The organism is Sphingomonas sp. NIBR02145, assembly GCF_027359115.1.
In the GTDB taxonomy this organism is placed as follows: Bacteria; Pseudomonadota; Alphaproteobacteria; order Sphingomonadales; family Sphingomonadaceae; genus Sphingomonas; species Sphingomonas kyeonggiensis_A.
Genome location: NZ_CP114791.1, coordinates 102293 through 115470 on the forward strand (window position 1 = coordinate 102293; position 13178 = coordinate 115470).

General features: G+C 66.9%; 16 protein-coding genes. 8 read left to right on the forward strand and 8 right to left on the reverse strand.

Annotated elements, in window-relative coordinates:
• Positions 1–93: 93 nt before the first annotated feature.
• The 3 genes from O3305_RS00445 to O3305_RS00455 are packed head-to-tail and all read left to right on the forward strand — an operon-like array spanning position 94 to position 2595.
• Positions 94–1365, forward strand: coding sequence for an epoxide hydrolase family protein (locus O3305_RS00445; protein ID WP_269574683.1), 1272 nt, complete (start codon positions 94–96; stop codon positions 1363–1365).
• Positions 1366–1391: 26 nt separating this feature from the next.
• Positions 1392–1805, forward strand: a complete 414-nt coding sequence (locus tag O3305_RS00450; RefSeq protein ID WP_269574684.1) for an organic hydroperoxide resistance protein — start codon at positions 1392–1394, stop codon at positions 1803–1805.
• Positions 1806–1818: 13 nt separating this feature from the next.
• Positions 1819–2595 carry an alpha/beta fold hydrolase gene (locus O3305_RS00455; RefSeq protein WP_269574685.1) on the forward strand — a complete coding sequence of 259 codons (777 nt, stop codon included), beginning with the start codon at positions 1819–1821 and terminating at the stop codon, positions 2593–2595.
• A gap of 95 nt (positions 2596–2690) precedes the next feature.
• On the opposite strand, the gene O3305_RS00460 is transcribed toward O3305_RS00455, so the two are convergent.
• Entirely contained in the window at positions 2691–3038 is a 348-nt protein-coding gene (locus O3305_RS00460) for a hypothetical protein (protein ID WP_269574686.1), read from the reverse strand.
• A 265-nt stretch (positions 3039–3303) separates the two neighbouring features.
• Here O3305_RS00460 and O3305_RS00465 point away from each other — a divergent pair, with 265 nt between their 5' ends.
• On the forward strand, positions 3304–3756 hold the full coding sequence (locus O3305_RS00465; RefSeq protein WP_502958181.1) for a hypothetical protein: 453 nt from the start codon (positions 3304–3306) through the stop codon (positions 3754–3756).
• Positions 3757–3820: 64 nt separating this feature from the next.
• Here the strand turns inward: O3305_RS00465 and O3305_RS00470 are convergent, their stop codons facing one another.
• Positions 3821–4354 (reverse strand): cytochrome P460 family protein, encoded by a 534-nt coding sequence (locus O3305_RS00470; RefSeq protein ID WP_269574687.1) that lies wholly within the window; start codon positions 4352–4354, stop codon positions 3821–3823.
• A 4-nt stretch (positions 4355–4358) separates the two neighbouring features.
• On the reverse strand, positions 4359–5402 hold the full coding sequence (locus O3305_RS00475; protein ID WP_269574688.1) for an alpha/beta fold hydrolase: 1044 nt from the start codon (positions 5400–5402) through the stop codon (positions 4359–4361).
• Between the two features lie 198 nt (positions 5403–5600).
• Here O3305_RS00475 and O3305_RS00480 point away from each other — a divergent pair, with 198 nt between their 5' ends.
• Positions 5601–6257, forward strand: a complete 657-nt coding sequence (locus O3305_RS00480; protein WP_269574689.1) for a DsbA family oxidoreductase — start codon at positions 5601–5603, stop codon at positions 6255–6257.
• Positions 6258–6373: 116 nt separating this feature from the next.
• Here O3305_RS00480 and O3305_RS00485 read toward each other — a convergent pair whose 3' ends face one another.
• The 4 genes from O3305_RS00485 to O3305_RS00500 all read right to left on the reverse strand — a co-directional run bounded on the left by O3305_RS00485 (position 6374) and on the right by O3305_RS00500 (position 9435).
• A complete protein-coding gene (locus O3305_RS00485; RefSeq protein WP_269574690.1) occupies positions 6374–7237 on the reverse strand; it encodes a hypothetical protein in 864 nt (287 codons plus the stop codon).
• A 141-nt stretch (positions 7238–7378) separates the two neighbouring features.
• Positions 7379–7726, reverse strand: a complete 348-nt coding sequence (locus O3305_RS00490; protein WP_269574691.1) for a hypothetical protein — start codon at positions 7724–7726, stop codon at positions 7379–7381.
• Complete coding sequence (locus O3305_RS00495; RefSeq protein WP_269574692.1) at positions 7723–7956, reverse strand: DUF7336 domain-containing protein; 234 nt, start codon at positions 7954–7956, stop codon at positions 7723–7725. The genes O3305_RS00490 and O3305_RS00495 overlap by 4 nt, the downstream gene beginning before the upstream one ends.
• Before the next feature lie 156 nt (positions 7957–8112).
• Entirely contained in the window at positions 8113–9435 is a 1323-nt protein-coding gene (locus O3305_RS00500) for a replication-associated recombination protein A (RefSeq protein WP_269574693.1), read from the reverse strand.
• A 105-nt stretch (positions 9436–9540) separates the two neighbouring features.
• Between O3305_RS00500 and ubiM the strand changes: the two genes are divergently transcribed.
• From ubiM to O3305_RS00515, 3 genes are all read left to right on the forward strand, one after another.
• Positions 9541–10701 (forward strand): 5-demethoxyubiquinol-8 5-hydroxylase UbiM, encoded by a 1161-nt coding sequence (ubiM, locus tag O3305_RS00505; protein WP_269574694.1) that lies wholly within the window; start codon positions 9541–9543, stop codon positions 10699–10701.
• Between the two features lie 257 nt (positions 10702–10958).
• Positions 10959–11549: a PadR family transcriptional regulator gene (locus tag O3305_RS00510; RefSeq protein ID WP_446745961.1), complete on the forward strand. Its 591-nt coding sequence runs from the start codon at positions 10959–10961 to the stop codon at positions 11547–11549.
• 69 nt (positions 11550–11618) lie between these two features.
• Positions 11619–11942: a DUF2218 domain-containing protein gene (locus O3305_RS00515; RefSeq protein ID WP_269574695.1), complete on the forward strand. Its 324-nt coding sequence runs from the start codon at positions 11619–11621 to the stop codon at positions 11940–11942.
• 43 nt (positions 11943–11985) lie between these two features.
• Here O3305_RS00515 and O3305_RS00520 read toward each other — a convergent pair whose 3' ends face one another.
• On the reverse strand, positions 11986–13137 hold the full coding sequence (locus O3305_RS00520; RefSeq protein WP_269574696.1) for a glycosyltransferase family 4 protein: 1152 nt from the start codon (positions 13135–13137) through the stop codon (positions 11986–11988).
• Positions 13138–13178: the final 41 nt, after the last annotated feature.

A 13178-nucleotide genomic window follows, 5' to 3' on the forward strand; every position in this document is an offset into this window, starting at 1 on the left:
CAAGCAGCGCCTAACAGCGCATCACTCCAGTTAACGGGCGCCGCGCCGCCATTCCCCTAAATCTGGGTTCAACCAGAAAGGGAGCAAAAGCCCATGTCCGCAGATCAACCTTCGCGCCGCCAGTTCGTGGCCGGTGCCGCGCTGGCAGGCGCCGCGAGCGCCTTGCCTTCGCGGCTGCTGGCCCAGGCGGCCGGGAACAGCGACATCCGTCCGTTCAGGATCAACATCCCCGCCGCCCAGATCGCCGCGATGCAGCGCCGGATCGCCGAGACCCGCTGGGCCGATGCCCAGCCGGTCGCCGACGACAGCCAGGGCGTGCGCCGCCAGACGCTCGAGCCGCTGATGCGCTACTGGGCGCGCGGCTATGACTGGCGCAAGGTCGAGGCGCGGCTCAACGCGCTGCCGATGTTCCTGACCGAGATCGACGGGCTCGACATCCACTTCATCCATGTCCGCTCGCGGCATGAGAATGCGATGCCGATGATCCTGACGCATGGCTGGCCGGGCTCGATCCTCGAGTTCCTTGGCGCGATCGATCCGCTGGTGAACCCCACCGCGCATGGCGGCAAGGCGGAGGACGCCTTCCATGTCGTGATCCCCTCGATCCCCGGCTTCGGCTTCTCCGCCAAGCCGACGGTGCCGGGCTGGGGCTCGGACCATATCGGCCGGGCGTGGAGCGTGCTGATGCGGCGGCTCGGCTATGAGCGCTTCGTCAGCCAGGGCGGCGATTGCGGATCGGTGATCTCGCAGCGCATGGCGCTCCAGCATGTGCCGGGGCTGATCGGCATCCATCTCAACATGCCGGCGGTGGTGCCGGCCGAGATCGCGCATATCCTTGCCGCCGGCGATCCCGCCCCGGCGAGCCTGTCGCAGAAGGAACGCTTCGCCTTCGACCAGCTCGTGGCCTTCTACCGCGACAATTCGGCCTATGCGGCGATGATGAACACGCGGCCGCAGACGATCGGCTATTCGCTGGTGGACTCGCCGGTCGGCATGGCGGCCTGGATGTACGAGAAGATAGACCAATGGGCCTATCCGGCCGGCGATCCGCAGAAGGTGCTCGGTCGCGATGCGATCCTCGACGACCTGTCGCTCTACTGGCTGACCGGCACCGGCGCCTCGGCCGCGCGGATCTATTGGGAGGATCACAGCAACAACTTCAACGCGCGCGGCATCATCGACCTGCCGGTGGCGGTGAGCGTGTTCCCCGGCGAGATCTTCCGCGCGCCGAAGAGCTGGGCGGAGCGCTGCTACACCAACCTCACCTACTTCCACGAAGCCAGCAATGGCGGCCATTTCGCGGCCTGGGAACAGCCGCAAATCTTCGCCGAGGAAGTGCGCGCCGCCTTCCGCCCGCTGCGCTGAGCCATCCGATCCACAGGAGAATATCGATGTCCGATACCAAGACCCTCTACACCGCCAAGGTCCATGTCACCGGCGGGCGCGAAGGCGCCGCGCGCAGCAGCGACGGGCGGCTCGACGTCCAGCTCGCCGTGCCCGGCAGCGCCGGCGCCGGGACCAACCCCGAGCAGCTGTTCGCCGCCGGCTGGTCCGCCTGTTTCGAAGGCGCGATGGCGATCGCGGCGAAGAGCAAGGGCATCACCTTGCCCGCCGATCTCGCGATCGATGCCGAGGTCGACCTGCGCCACGGCGACGAGGGCTATTCGCTCGCCGCGCGGCTCAACGTCAGCGTGCCCGGTATCGAGCCGGAGATCGCCCGCCAGCTGATCGAGGCGGCACACCGCACCTGCCCGTACTCCAAGGCGATCAAGGGCAATATCGACGCCGTCGTCGCACTCGTCTGAAAGGAGACCTGAGATGAAGAAGCTCATTGCAGGCGGGCTGCTGCTCGCCGCTTCCGCCCTGCCGCTGGTGGCCCAGGCGCAGACTGCCAAGCCGACCATCGTCCTCGTCCACGGCGCTTTCGCGGACTCTTCGAGCTGGAACGGGGTGATCCCGATCCTCCAGCGCGACGGCTATACCGTGATCGCCGCGCCAAACGCGCTGCGCAGCGTGCGCACAGATGCCGATGAGGTGCGCGACCTGGTGAAGAGCATCGACGGACCCGTCGTGCTGGTCGGGCACAGCTATGGCGGCTCGGTGATCAGCGAAGCGGGCGAGGGCGCGCCCAACGTCAAGGCGCTGGTCTATGTCTCGGCCTTCGCGCCGGAGGAGGGCGAGACCGCGCTCGGCCTTACCGGCAAGTTTCCGGGCAGCACGCTGGCGCCGGCACTTGCCCCGCCGGTGAAGCTCGCGGGCGGCGGCAACGACCTCTACATCCTCCAGGCGCGCTTCCACGACCAGTTCGCGGCGGACGTGCCGGCGGCCGAGGCCAAGCTGATGGCGGCCGGCCAGCGCCCGATCGCCGATACCGCGCTGGGCGAGGCGACCACCGCGCCGGCGTGGAAGCATGTGCCCTCGTGGTTCATCTATGGCGACAAGGACAAGAACATCCCGCCGGTGGCGATGCAGTTCATGGCCGAGCGCGCAGGCTCGCGCGGCACCGTGGTCGTGAAGGGCGCCTCGCACGTCGTGATGGTGTCGCACGCCGCCGCGGTGGCCAGCCTGATCGAGAAGGCCGCGACCGCGCAGTGAGCTGAGGCGCCGGCGATCCCCAGCGCCCCCTGCGCCGGCGCCCACGCCCACGGCCGGCATCCAGCGTCGCCGGCCGTGGGCGTTCTTGATTTCGCTCAGTCGTGCTTGTCGGGATCCTCGGGCCTGTCCATGCAGCCTAGCCGGCCGTTGCAATAGTGCACGCCGTCACCACCCGACCGATCACTTCCGGGATTGGCATAGTATTGATAGGCTTCGAAGGGGGTGGTGATCCCGGCGTCGACCGGAATGGGGCAGAAAGGCGCATACCAGGCGTCGAAGCATTCCACCCCGGTCGAAAAGCCATACGCCGCATAATTTGCCGCGCAATTTGCCCCGCCCTGATAGCAGGCGGCGGATTGGCTTGAACCATCGTCCGCCTTCGCGGCGTGAATTCCGAACATGGAAACATAGGCAAGTGCGACCGCAAAACTCTTCGTGATCATGAAAATCCTCCGATTTAAATGATTCGATACAATATTAATTCGCCGAAGATTCGGCGCGTTGAGTGTAGTGTTGGCGGAAATCGCTGCAAATAATTACACGAATTTCATTTCAATATGGTGCTATATTTAGGGAATTATTTGGCGCGACCGGTTTCGGTGCCCTGATCCGTGAATCCGGATGCCGGCATCCGAGGGGCACTCGGAGTAGCTGGTGAACACCAGGTCGGCCTGCCTGATGCCCAGGATGGCGCGGATATCGTTGTTCATGCCGGCGCATCGCGCGCATTTTTTGTGCATCAACTGCGTATCGGACGGGTCCCTATTCGGGCATGGCGGTCTCGATCTGGAAAAAGGGATGCCGATGACTGCACCGAAGGCCTGGGACGGCGCGCTGGTCCGCAAATGGCTCGATCGCCGGTTGGCGGCGTCGCGGCTCGACCAGGCGGCGGCGGATCGGCGCGGCTATGAAGCGCAGGACGACTACGACAAGGCGGCCGCCGAGGAATGGGCGTGCCGCACGCTAAGCGCTGGAGACTGCGCCGACGATCAGGCGGCTTTTGCCAAGCGGATCAAGGAACTGATCGCGCAGGAGGACTATCCGCAGACCGGCATCTATGACGATGCCAAGTTCGAGCGGCATGTGCGCGGCCACCTGCGCAAGATTGCCAAGATGACGAAGGCGAACGAAGGGTTCGAGAAGACGCTGCGCTATCAATAGCATCCGGCAGCATCCGGCAGCATCCGGCGCCCGGATCCGCAGACCCCGGCGCCGGCGCGCGGCGTTATTGCGAGTAGCTGGTGAAGACCAGGTCGGCCTTCTTGTCGATCGCGTCGAGCTTCACATGGCAGGCATGGCAGGACTGGGTGAGCGTCACATTCTGGTCCGCCACGCCATTCTCGAACTGGCCATAGCCCCAGCCATTGCTGGCGGCGTAGCGCTTCGAATCCTTGACGCTGACCTGCACATTGGTCGGCGGCCCCGCCACGAAGGACTGGGGGGCGGGGAACACAGAGTCATTGCGCGGTGAGGACTGGTATTGCCAGGCGAGCCGCACGATCACCGCGCCGTCCGGGAAGGGGCGGATGTTCTCGCGGTAAGCCTTCACCGCGATGTCATTGCCCAGGATCGCGCGTATGTCGTTGTTCTTGCCGGCTTCATGCGCGACGCTGATCAGTTTCCAGTCGCGATAACCCTCGGGCAGGGTCACGCCATAGACCGGTGCCGCATCCTGTTTCGGGCGATTGGCGGCGGCCACGGCCGAGACCCCGAAGACCAGGGTCGCGGCCGCGAGTGCGAGCGTGGAGAGACGCCGCACCGGCTCAGCCCGCCATCCTGGCGACGTCGAGTACGGCCTTGGCGAAGGCGGCCGGCGCTTCCTGGGGCAGGTTGTGGCCGATGCCGCCGCTGACCAGCCGGAACTCGTACGGGCCGGTGAACTTGGCGCGATACTGCTCGGGCGCCGGATGAGGGGCGCCATTGGCGTCGCCCTCCATCGTGATCGTCGGCACGGTGATTACCGGCGTTGTCGCCAGCCTGGCCTCGATCGCGTCATACTTGGCCTCGCCCTCGGCCAGGCCGAGCCGCCAGCGATAATTGTGGATCACCAGCGCGACATGGTCCGGGTTGACGAACGAGGCCGCGGTGCGGGCGAAGGTGGCGTCGTCGAACTTCCATTTGGGCGAGGCGAGCTGCCATATCAGCTTGTTGAAATCATTCGTGTTCTTCGCATAGCCGAGCTTGCCCCGCTCGGTGGCGAAGTAGAATTGGTACCACCATTGCAGCTCGGCTGCGGGCGGAAGCGGGGCGGCGTTGGCGGCCTGGCTGCCGATCAGATAGCCGCTGACCGAGACGAGGCCCTTGCAGCGCTCGGGCCAGAGCAGCGCCATGATGTCGGCGGTGCGGGCGCCCCAGTCGAAACCGGCGACGATCGCCTGCTTGATGCCGAGCGCGTCCATCAGCGCGAGGCCATCGGCGGCGAGCGCGGCCTGCTGGGCGTTGCGCGGGGTGTCGGCCGAGAGGAATACCGTCGAGCCATAGCCACGCAGATAGGGCACGATCACCCGGTGGCCGCGGGCGGCGAGCAGGGGTGCGACTTCGGCGAAGGCATTGATATCATAGGGCCAGCCATGGAAGAGCAGCACGGGCTGGCCATCCGCCGGACCCATCTCGACATAGCCGATGCTGAGCGTGCCGGCGTCGATCTGCTTGACCGGGCCGAAGGGCGTGGCGGCAGGCGAGGCGCCGGCCCTGGGCGTGGCGGTGGCGACGCTGGCGACGGTGCTGCCGCTGATCAGGGCGGCGAGGGTGGCGGCGCCGTGGACGAAGCTGCGGCGATCGGATTGCAGGGACAGGGGCTTCGACATGACTCGGTCCTTTCTGGCGGGTGACGAACCTGGCCGAGATAGGTGCACCCGCGGGGCGCCGCCCGTTAGTCGCTATGAGGTCGTGTGAGGGCTGGCCGAACGTATTAGACGGGGAAGTGGGCAAAGGTTGCACGCAAGGGCACTTTGCATCGGGCCGCTCCCAACCCATCTGGGAGGGGAATGTCAGAAGGAACATCCATGTCCATTCCCCTCAAGATCGATTTTGTCTCCGATGTTGTCTGCCCCTGGTGCATCATCGGGCTACGCGGGCTTGAGGAGGCGATCGAGCGCACCCGGGATGTGGTTGATGTGACGCTGCATTTCCAGCCGTTCGAGCTGAACCCCCAGATGGTGCCGGAGGGTGAGAATATCGGCGAACACATCGCTCGGAAGTATGGCTCGACCCCCGAGCAGTCCGCCGCCAACCGCCAGATGATCCGCGACCGCGCCGGCGCGCTCGGCTTCGAGATGCGGATGGGTGCCGACAGCCGGATCTACAACACGTTCGACGCGCACCGGCTGCTGCATTGGGCCGAGACCGAAGGGGCGGACAAGCAGACGGCGCTCAAGCATGCGCTGTTCACTGCCTATTTCACCGAGCAGCAGAACCCCTCGGACCCCGAGGTGCTGGTCGCGGCCGCGGAGAAGGCCGGGCTGGACGGCGCAGCGGCGCGCGAGGTGCTGGCGTCGGGGCGGTATGCGCAGGAGGTGCGCGCGGCCGAGCAGCTCTGGCAGAGCCGGGGGATCAACTCGGTGCCGGCGATCGTGATCGAGGACAAATGGCTGATCTCCGGCGGCCAGCCGCCAGAGGCGTTCGAGCAGGCGCTACGCGATATCGCCGGGCAGCTGGGGTAAGCGGCTGATTTACAACGTCATCCCGGCCTCGAGCCGGGGTCCCGCTTCTTCTTCGGTGGGGCGAGGCAGCGGGACCCCGGCTCGAGGCCGGGGTGACGATTGAAGCTAGCGTGCGGTCAGCGCACCCCGAAGGTCCAGCCTTCGGTTCTGGCCAGTTCGGGCGTCAGGCCTTCGGGTGCCCATAGGCCGGGATCGTCGGCCACGGCGCGCAGCCAGGCGGCAGTGAGGATCGCGTCGGTGGCGTGGTCGTCATAGCGGGGCAGCTGCGCATGGGGGCCGGAGCCCAGCGCGGCCAGCATCGTGTCGAGCGTTTCGCCGTCGCGGATCTTGGAGATGCCCTTGCGCATGCCGGCGGTGCGGGCGGCGAGCGCGGTGTAGATCTCGACCAGGACCGGGCCTGTTTCCGGCAGCGGATCGAAGGGCCAGATCGGCACCTTGCCGCGGAGGCGGTGCAGCACGCGCATGCCGGTGAGGCTCGACTTGCCGACCTGGCTGGCACCGACCAGGTTGAAGCAGCTGTACGGCGACAGCTGCATTGCCGCCTGGCCATGCTCGCAGACCCGGAAGCGGCCGCGGCCGGGCGGGAACAGGTCGCCGCAATCGCGCAGCTGGCGGAAATGGCGGCGGGCGTCGGTGTGGCCGACAAAGCTGGTGGCGGCGAGATGCGGGTCTTCGCTCGAGAGTTGCTCGACGAGTTGCCAGAGCGCCGGGCCGTCTGCCGGGGAGCGGTCCCAGCCGGGGAAGTACGCGCCTTCATCGACCAGCGGGAAGGCGGGGGACAGGTCGAGGCCGACCAGCGCGCGGGTGCCGCTGTCCGCGAGGTCGGCGAGCCAGTCGGCGATGTCCTGGCGGGACCAGTTGCGATCGACCAGCTCCGGAGCGGCGGTGCCGGCCTGTGCGCAGGCGACGGCAAGGCCCTTGGGGCGCTCGACCGCCTGGCCGGACCAGTCGATTGCGATGAAGGTTGTGAAGGAGGGCATTGGATTCGCGGGCCTAGCACCACCCGTCATGCTGAACTTGTTTCAGCATCCAACGCTCCCCAAAGGATATCCCTCTCGGCTCCTTGGATGCTGAAACAAGTTCAGCATGACGAAATGGGGCGCGTCTCCGGGGATCGGGGCTCACGGCCGCTCCGGCATGCCGGCGGCGATGCGCTGGGGCTTCTTCGCGCGGTCCCACCAGGCGCGCTGGATGTAGAGCTCGATCCGCTCGCGGCTCTCGGTGCCGAAGCGGACCAGGATCATCGGATAGTTGGCATAGTGCGCGGTCTGCCAGAAACTGTCCGGATCGGTTTCGAGAAGGATCTCCTTCTCGGGCATGGTGCAGACCAGGCCGAAGCTGCCCTTTTCACGGCCCGGGGACATCAGGCCCTTGCCGTTGATCTTGGGACAAAGCGTGCCCCACCAGCTTTCCATCACCACATCGGGGAGAGTGCGGGCATAGGCGGTGGCTTCGTCCCAGTTGTTCATTCGAACCCTCCGTTTCGCCAGGTGACGAAGCCTTCCGTCCATTTGTCCTGGCCCAGCGTGTAGCTTTCGATGAGGAAATCGTCCGGGTGGTCGCGAAAGCCGGGCAGCGCAACGCTGCGCGCGCGTGCGGCCTCGGCGTCCGCGTGGCTGGCATAGATGCCGATCAGCTTGGATTCCTCCTCACCCTCATTGAGCTGATAGGAGTGCCAGAGCAGGAACACCTCGTTCATTCGTCGCTACACCCTTGCTTTTCCATTCCGTCATCCCCGCGCAGGCGGGGATCCAGAGTCACGAAGGTCATCGCTCTGCCACCCTGGATCCCCGCCTGCGCGGGGATGACGAAGGAGGGCGCGGGGATGACGAAGTTGGGTGTGTTTGGCGGGAGGTTACCCATCCCGCTTCCGCTCGCGCATCTCGTTCCACCAGGCCAGCCGCTCGGCGATGCGCTTTTCGTGGCCGCGGTCGGTGGGGGTGTAGAAGGTCTGGGGGGCCATTTCCTCGGGCCAGTAATTGTCGCCCGAGAAGCCGCCCTCGGCATCATGGTCATAGGTGTAGCCCGCGCCATAGCCGATCTGCTTCATCAGCTTGGTGGGGGCGTTGAGGATGTTCTGCGGCGGCATCAGCGAGCCGGTTTCCTTGGCGCTGCGCCATGCCGCCTTCTGCGCCATGTACGCCGCATTCGATTTGGGCGCGGTGGCGACATAGAGGCAGGCCTGAGCGATCGCCAGCTCGCCTTCGGGGCTGCCGAGGAATTCATAGGTGTCCTTGGCCGCGAGACACTGGACCAGCGCATTGGGGTCGGCGAGGCCGATGTCCTCCACGGCCATGCGGACCAGCCGGCGCAGCACGTAGAGCGGTTCCTCGCCGGCGGTGAGCATGCGCGCGAGATAATAGAGCGCGGCCTGGGGATCGCTGCCGCGCACCGATTTGTGGAGCGCGGAGATCAGGTTGTAATGACCCTCGCGATCCTTGTCGTAGACCGCGACGCGGCGCTGGAGGAAATCGCCGAGTGCCGCGGGATCAAGCGGCTTCTCGAACTGGACCGAGAACAGGGTCTCGGCCTGGTTGAGCAGGAAGCGGCCATCACCGTCGGCGCTCGCCACCAGCGCGTCGCGCGCCTCGGGCGTGAGGGGGAGGGGGCGTTCCTCCGCCGCCTCGGCGCGGTCGAGCAGGCGGGTGAGCGCTTCATGATCGAGCCGGCGCAGGATCAGCACCTGGGCGCGGCTGAGCACGGCGGCGTTGAGCTCGAAGCTGGGATTCTCGGTGGTGGCGCCGACCAGGGTTACGGTGCCGTCCTCGACATAGGGCAGGAAGCCGTCCTGCTGCGAGCGGTTGAAGCGGTGGATCTCGTCCACGAACAGCAGCGTCCTGCGGCCGAGCCGCGCATATTCCTTTGCCTCGGCGAACACCTTCTTGAGGTCGGCGACGCCCGAGAACACCGCGCTAATCGCGACGAAGCGCAGGCCGACGGCATTGGCGAGGAGGCGGGCGATCGTGGTCTTGCCGGTGCCGGGCGGGCCCCAGAGGATGATCGAGCCGAGCTTGCCCGCCGCGACCATGCGGCCGATCGCGCCTTCGGGCCCGGTCAGGTGCTCCTGTCCCACGACGTCGGCGAGATCCTGCGGGCGCAGGCGATCGGCCAGCGGGCCATCGGGCGGCGTGGTCTCGGGGGCGAAGCTCGGTTCCTGGGCGGCGAAAAGGTCTGCCATGGACGCTAGATAAGCGCAGACGACGAATTGTGCATCCTTGGCTTTGATCAAACGCAATTGGCACGGGCGCGCGCAGGTGCATGAGCATGGCGAAGGAGTAGCGCCATGGATTGCGACGTCATTATCGTGGGCGGTGGCCCGGCCGGGCTGGCCTTTGCCCGGTCGCTGCGGGACACCGGGCTGGAGGTGCTGCTGGTCGAGCGCCAGCCGCGCGCCGCGCTGGCCGAGCCGGGCTATGACGGGCGCGAGATCGCGCTGACGCACGGATCGCGGGCGATCCTTGAGCGGATGGGGGTGTGGGAGCGGATCCCCGAGGCGGCGCCGCTCCAGGCCGCGCGGGTGCGCAACGGGCGATCGGCCTTCGCGCTCGACTTCGATCCCGGGCATGACGGGCAGCCGCTGGGCTGGCTGGTCTCCAACCATCTGATCCGCCAGGCGCTGTTCGAGACGGTGCAGGACCAGCCGGGGCTGCGGCTTGCCTGCGGGATCGGTCTCAGCACCGCGCGGACGACGCGGGACTTTGCCGAAGTCACGCTATCGACTGGACTCACCATACGCGGAAGGTTGCTCGTCGCGGCGGACTCGCGGATGTCGCCGGTGCGCGAGCAGCTGGGCATCGCGGCGGAGATCAACCGGCTGGGCCGATCGATGCTGGTGTGCCGCGTTTCGCATACGAAATGGCATGAACAGGTCGCGACCGAATGGTTCGGCCATGGCCAGACGATCGCGTTGCTGCCGCTCAACAACGGCATGACCTCGGTGGTGCTGACCCTGCCCGAGCGGGCGATCGCGCGGCTGGCGACCTTGCCCGATGCGGCGCTGGCCAAGGAGCTGACCAAGCGATCGTCGGGGATATTGGGGCCGATGGAGATGGCGGGGACGCGCCATGTCTATCCGCTGGTCACCACCTGGGCGAAGCATTTCGGGGCGCGGCGGGCGGCACTGATCGGCGATGCGGCGGTGGGGATGCACCCGGTGACCGCGCATGGCTTCAACCTGGGGCTGAGCGGGCAGGATCTGCTGGCGGCGGAGATCCGCGAGGCGCTGCGCCACGGGCGGGACATTGCGGGGGAGCAGGTGATCCGGTCGTACGAGGAGGGGCACCGCGCGGCGGCGCGGCCGCTGTGGCTCGGCACCAATTTGCTGGTGACGCTCTATACCGATGAGCGCCCGCTCGCCCGGGTGATGCGGCATACCGGGCTGCGGCTGGGGGCACGGCTGCCGATCTTCCGGACGGGGGTTCGGAACATGCTGATGGCGCGGTAGGGCAGGGCTTTAGAAATTCCCCTCCCTGCAAGGGAGGGGTTAGGGGTGGGTTAGAAAAGGTCGGGCTCGATGCCCGGCCTTTTCTGTTTCCGCAGGCCGTCTCGCCGGGCGCCCCCGGAAGACCGGGGGCGCAACCCACCCCCAACCCCTCCCTTGCAGGGAGGGGAGGAAAAAGGGTGAAATTCTCCAAGCACCGCCCTTGTCAAAATCCGTTTAAGATATATCTTGTGCGCATCAAGAGTCGTACAGGAGTTATTATGCGACATCATCATTGCGGCCATCGCGGCATGCATTTCGGCCGCCGCGGCGGCTTTGGCGGGGCGGACTTCGCCATGGCGTTCGGCTTTGGCGGGCGCGGCGGGTTCGGGCATGGCGAGCGCGGCGGCCGCCGCCGCATGTTCGACGGCACCGAGCTTCGCCTCATCCTGCTCAAGCTGATCGAGGAGCAGCCGCGCCACGGCTATGACCTGATCCGGGAGATCGAGGAGCGCACCGGCGGCGCCTATGCCCCGAGCCCGGGCGTGGTCTATCCGACCCTGACCATGCTCGACGACATGGGCCTGATCGAAGAGAGCAAGAGCGAAGGCGCCAAGAAGCAGTTCGCGATCACCGATGCGGGCACCGCACATCTCGCCGAGCGGGCGGAGGAAGTGGAGGCGCTGTTCGAGCGGCTCACCCAGCTCGCCGGCATGCGGGCGCGCGCCGATGGCGGGCCGATCCGCCGGGCGATGGGCAATCTGCGCACCGTGCTGCAGGAGCGCCTTGCGGGCGAAAGCGTCGATCCCGACATGCTGCACAACGTCGCCGAGATCCTCGACGAGGCGGCGCGGAAGATCGAACGGCTCTGAGCCATGCCTCGGCTCGAACTATTGCGGCGGCGGCTCGGGATCGTGCCGCCGCCCATGGAGAACGGACACATGACCCTCACCACCTTCTCGGCCGAGACGCTGACCCCGACCGAGCATGCCAGCCGCTACCTGCAGCAGCTGTGCAAGCACTGGCAGCACAACCTCCAGGTCGAGTTCACGCCGGAGAACGGCACGGTGATCTTCCCGAAGGACGCGCGCGGCGCCAATCATCCGGGCGACGCGGTGGTGACCTTCAACGTCGCCGAGACCGGGCTCGACATCCGCATCGACGCAAGCTCGCCCGAGCAGCTCGACGGGCTGAAGGGCGCGGTGGAGCGGCACCTCGATCGCTTCGCGTTTCGCGAGGATGGGCTGAAGTATAGCTGGAAGTGAATGCTTCTTTCCCTCTCCCGCAGGCGGGAGAGGGATTGGGGAGTTATCCCCGCCGCTCGATCGTCTCAAGATACGCGTCCAGAACCTTCTGGTTGATCGCGTCCCAGACATAGGCGCTGGCGATTTCGTGGCCGGCCTTGCCGGCGGCCAGGCGCGCTTCGTGGTCCTCGCAATAATGCTGGATCGCATCGGCATAGCGGCCCACCGCGCCCGCGCCGGGCTGGACCAGCACGCCGCTGACATTCTCCTCGACCATGCCCACGGGGCCTACCGCGTGCGCGGCGACTACCGGCACGCCGGCGGCCATCGCCTCCAGCGTGACGTTGCCGAAACTCTCGGTGAGCGAGGGGTTGAAGAACACGTCCATCGAGGCGACCGCGCGGCCGAGATCGTCGCCCGCCTGGAAGCCGGCGAACACCGCATCGGGCACGCGCTCGGCGAACCAGTCCTGCGCCGGGCCCTTGCCGATCACCAGCACCCGGTGCTTCACGCCGCGGCGCTGCAGTTCGGCGACCACCTCAGCGAAGATGTCGAGGCCCTTTTCGAGCACCAGCCGGCCGAGGAACGCGACGGCGACTTCGTCGTCCTGGATGCCGAGGCCGCGGCGCCATTCCAGGCTGCGGCGGCCGGGATTGAACCGGTCATGGTTCACGCCGCGCGACCAGATGCGCATCGGCTTGGTGACGCCCCAACTCTGCAGCAGCTCGACCATGCCGCGCCCGGGCGGGAGCAGCATGTCGACCCGGTTGTAGAGCCGCGTCAGCATCCGGACCAGCAGCGGGGTGACGAAGCCGATCCTGTAATAGCCCGGATAGGTCTCGAAGCGGGTATGGACCGAGGCGACGGCGGCGACGTTGTTCTCGCGCGCCCAGGTCACTGCGCGGTGGCACAGGATCTCGGGCGCCGAGATGTGGACGATATTGGGCGCGAAGGCCTCCAGATCGGGCAGCACTTCCTTGATGCCCTTGGCGAACCTGTACTCGTCGCGACCGCCCGGAACGGGGAGCGAAGGCACGCTGACCAGGTCGCCGGTGGGCGGGAACGCAGGGGTCTCGGTGGTCGGCGAATAGACGCGGACCTTGACGCCCTTGTCGAGCAGATAGCCGACGAGCAGGTTCAACGCCTGGTTCGCGCCGTCGCGGACATAATTATAGTTGCCGCTGAACAATGCGACGCGGAGCTCGGTGGGCTTCATGGCGGGCGCATACAATCCGCGCGCTCGGGGAGCAAGATTGC

Excerpts from the sequence above, each read along its gene's own strand:
- O3305_RS00460 (WP_269574686.1), bottom strand. The coding sequence starts at position 3,038 with ATGATCACGAAGAGTTTTGCGGTCGCACTTGCCTATGTTTCCATGTTC.
- O3305_RS00515 (WP_269574695.1), top strand. The coding sequence starts at position 11,619 with ATGACCCTCACCACCTTCTCGGCCGAGACGCTGACCCCGACCGAGCAT.
- O3305_RS00445 (WP_269574683.1), top strand. The coding sequence starts at position 94 with ATGTCCGCAGATCAACCTTCGCGCCGCCAGTTCGTGGCCGGTGCCGCG.
- O3305_RS00500 (WP_269574693.1), bottom strand. The coding sequence starts at position 9,435 with ATGGCAGACCTTTTCGCCGCCCAGGAACCGAGCTTCGCCCCCGAGACC.
- ubiM (WP_269574694.1), top strand. The coding sequence starts at position 9,541 with ATGGATTGCGACGTCATTATCGTGGGCGGTGGCCCGGCCGGGCTGGCC.
- O3305_RS00485 (WP_269574690.1), bottom strand. The coding sequence starts at position 7,237 with ATGCCCTCCTTCACAACCTTCATCGCAATCGACTGGTCCGGCCAGGCG.
- O3305_RS00475 (WP_269574688.1), bottom strand. The coding sequence starts at position 5,402 with ATGTCGAAGCCCCTGTCCCTGCAATCCGATCGCCGCAGCTTCGTCCAC.
- O3305_RS00520 (WP_269574696.1), bottom strand. The coding sequence starts at position 13,137 with ATGAAGCCCACCGAGCTCCGCGTCGCATTGTTCAGCGGCAACTATAAT.
- O3305_RS00450 (WP_269574684.1), top strand. The coding sequence starts at position 1,392 with ATGTCCGATACCAAGACCCTCTACACCGCCAAGGTCCATGTCACCGGC.
- O3305_RS00495 (WP_269574692.1), bottom strand. The coding sequence starts at position 7,956 with ATGAACGAGGTGTTCCTGCTCTGGCACTCCTATCAGCTCAATGAGGGT.
- O3305_RS00465 (WP_502958181.1), top strand. The coding sequence starts at position 3,304 with ATGCCGGCGCATCGCGCGCATTTTTTGTGCATCAACTGCGTATCGGAC.
- O3305_RS00480 (WP_269574689.1), top strand. The coding sequence starts at position 5,601 with ATGTCCATTCCCCTCAAGATCGATTTTGTCTCCGATGTTGTCTGCCCC.
- O3305_RS00510 (WP_446745961.1), top strand. The coding sequence starts at position 10,959 with ATGCGACATCATCATTGCGGCCATCGCGGCATGCATTTCGGCCGCCGC.
- O3305_RS00455 (WP_269574685.1), top strand. The coding sequence starts at position 1,819 with ATGAAGAAGCTCATTGCAGGCGGGCTGCTGCTCGCCGCTTCCGCCCTG.
- O3305_RS00490 (WP_269574691.1), bottom strand. The coding sequence starts at position 7,726 with ATGAACAACTGGGACGAAGCCACCGCCTATGCCCGCACTCTCCCCGAT.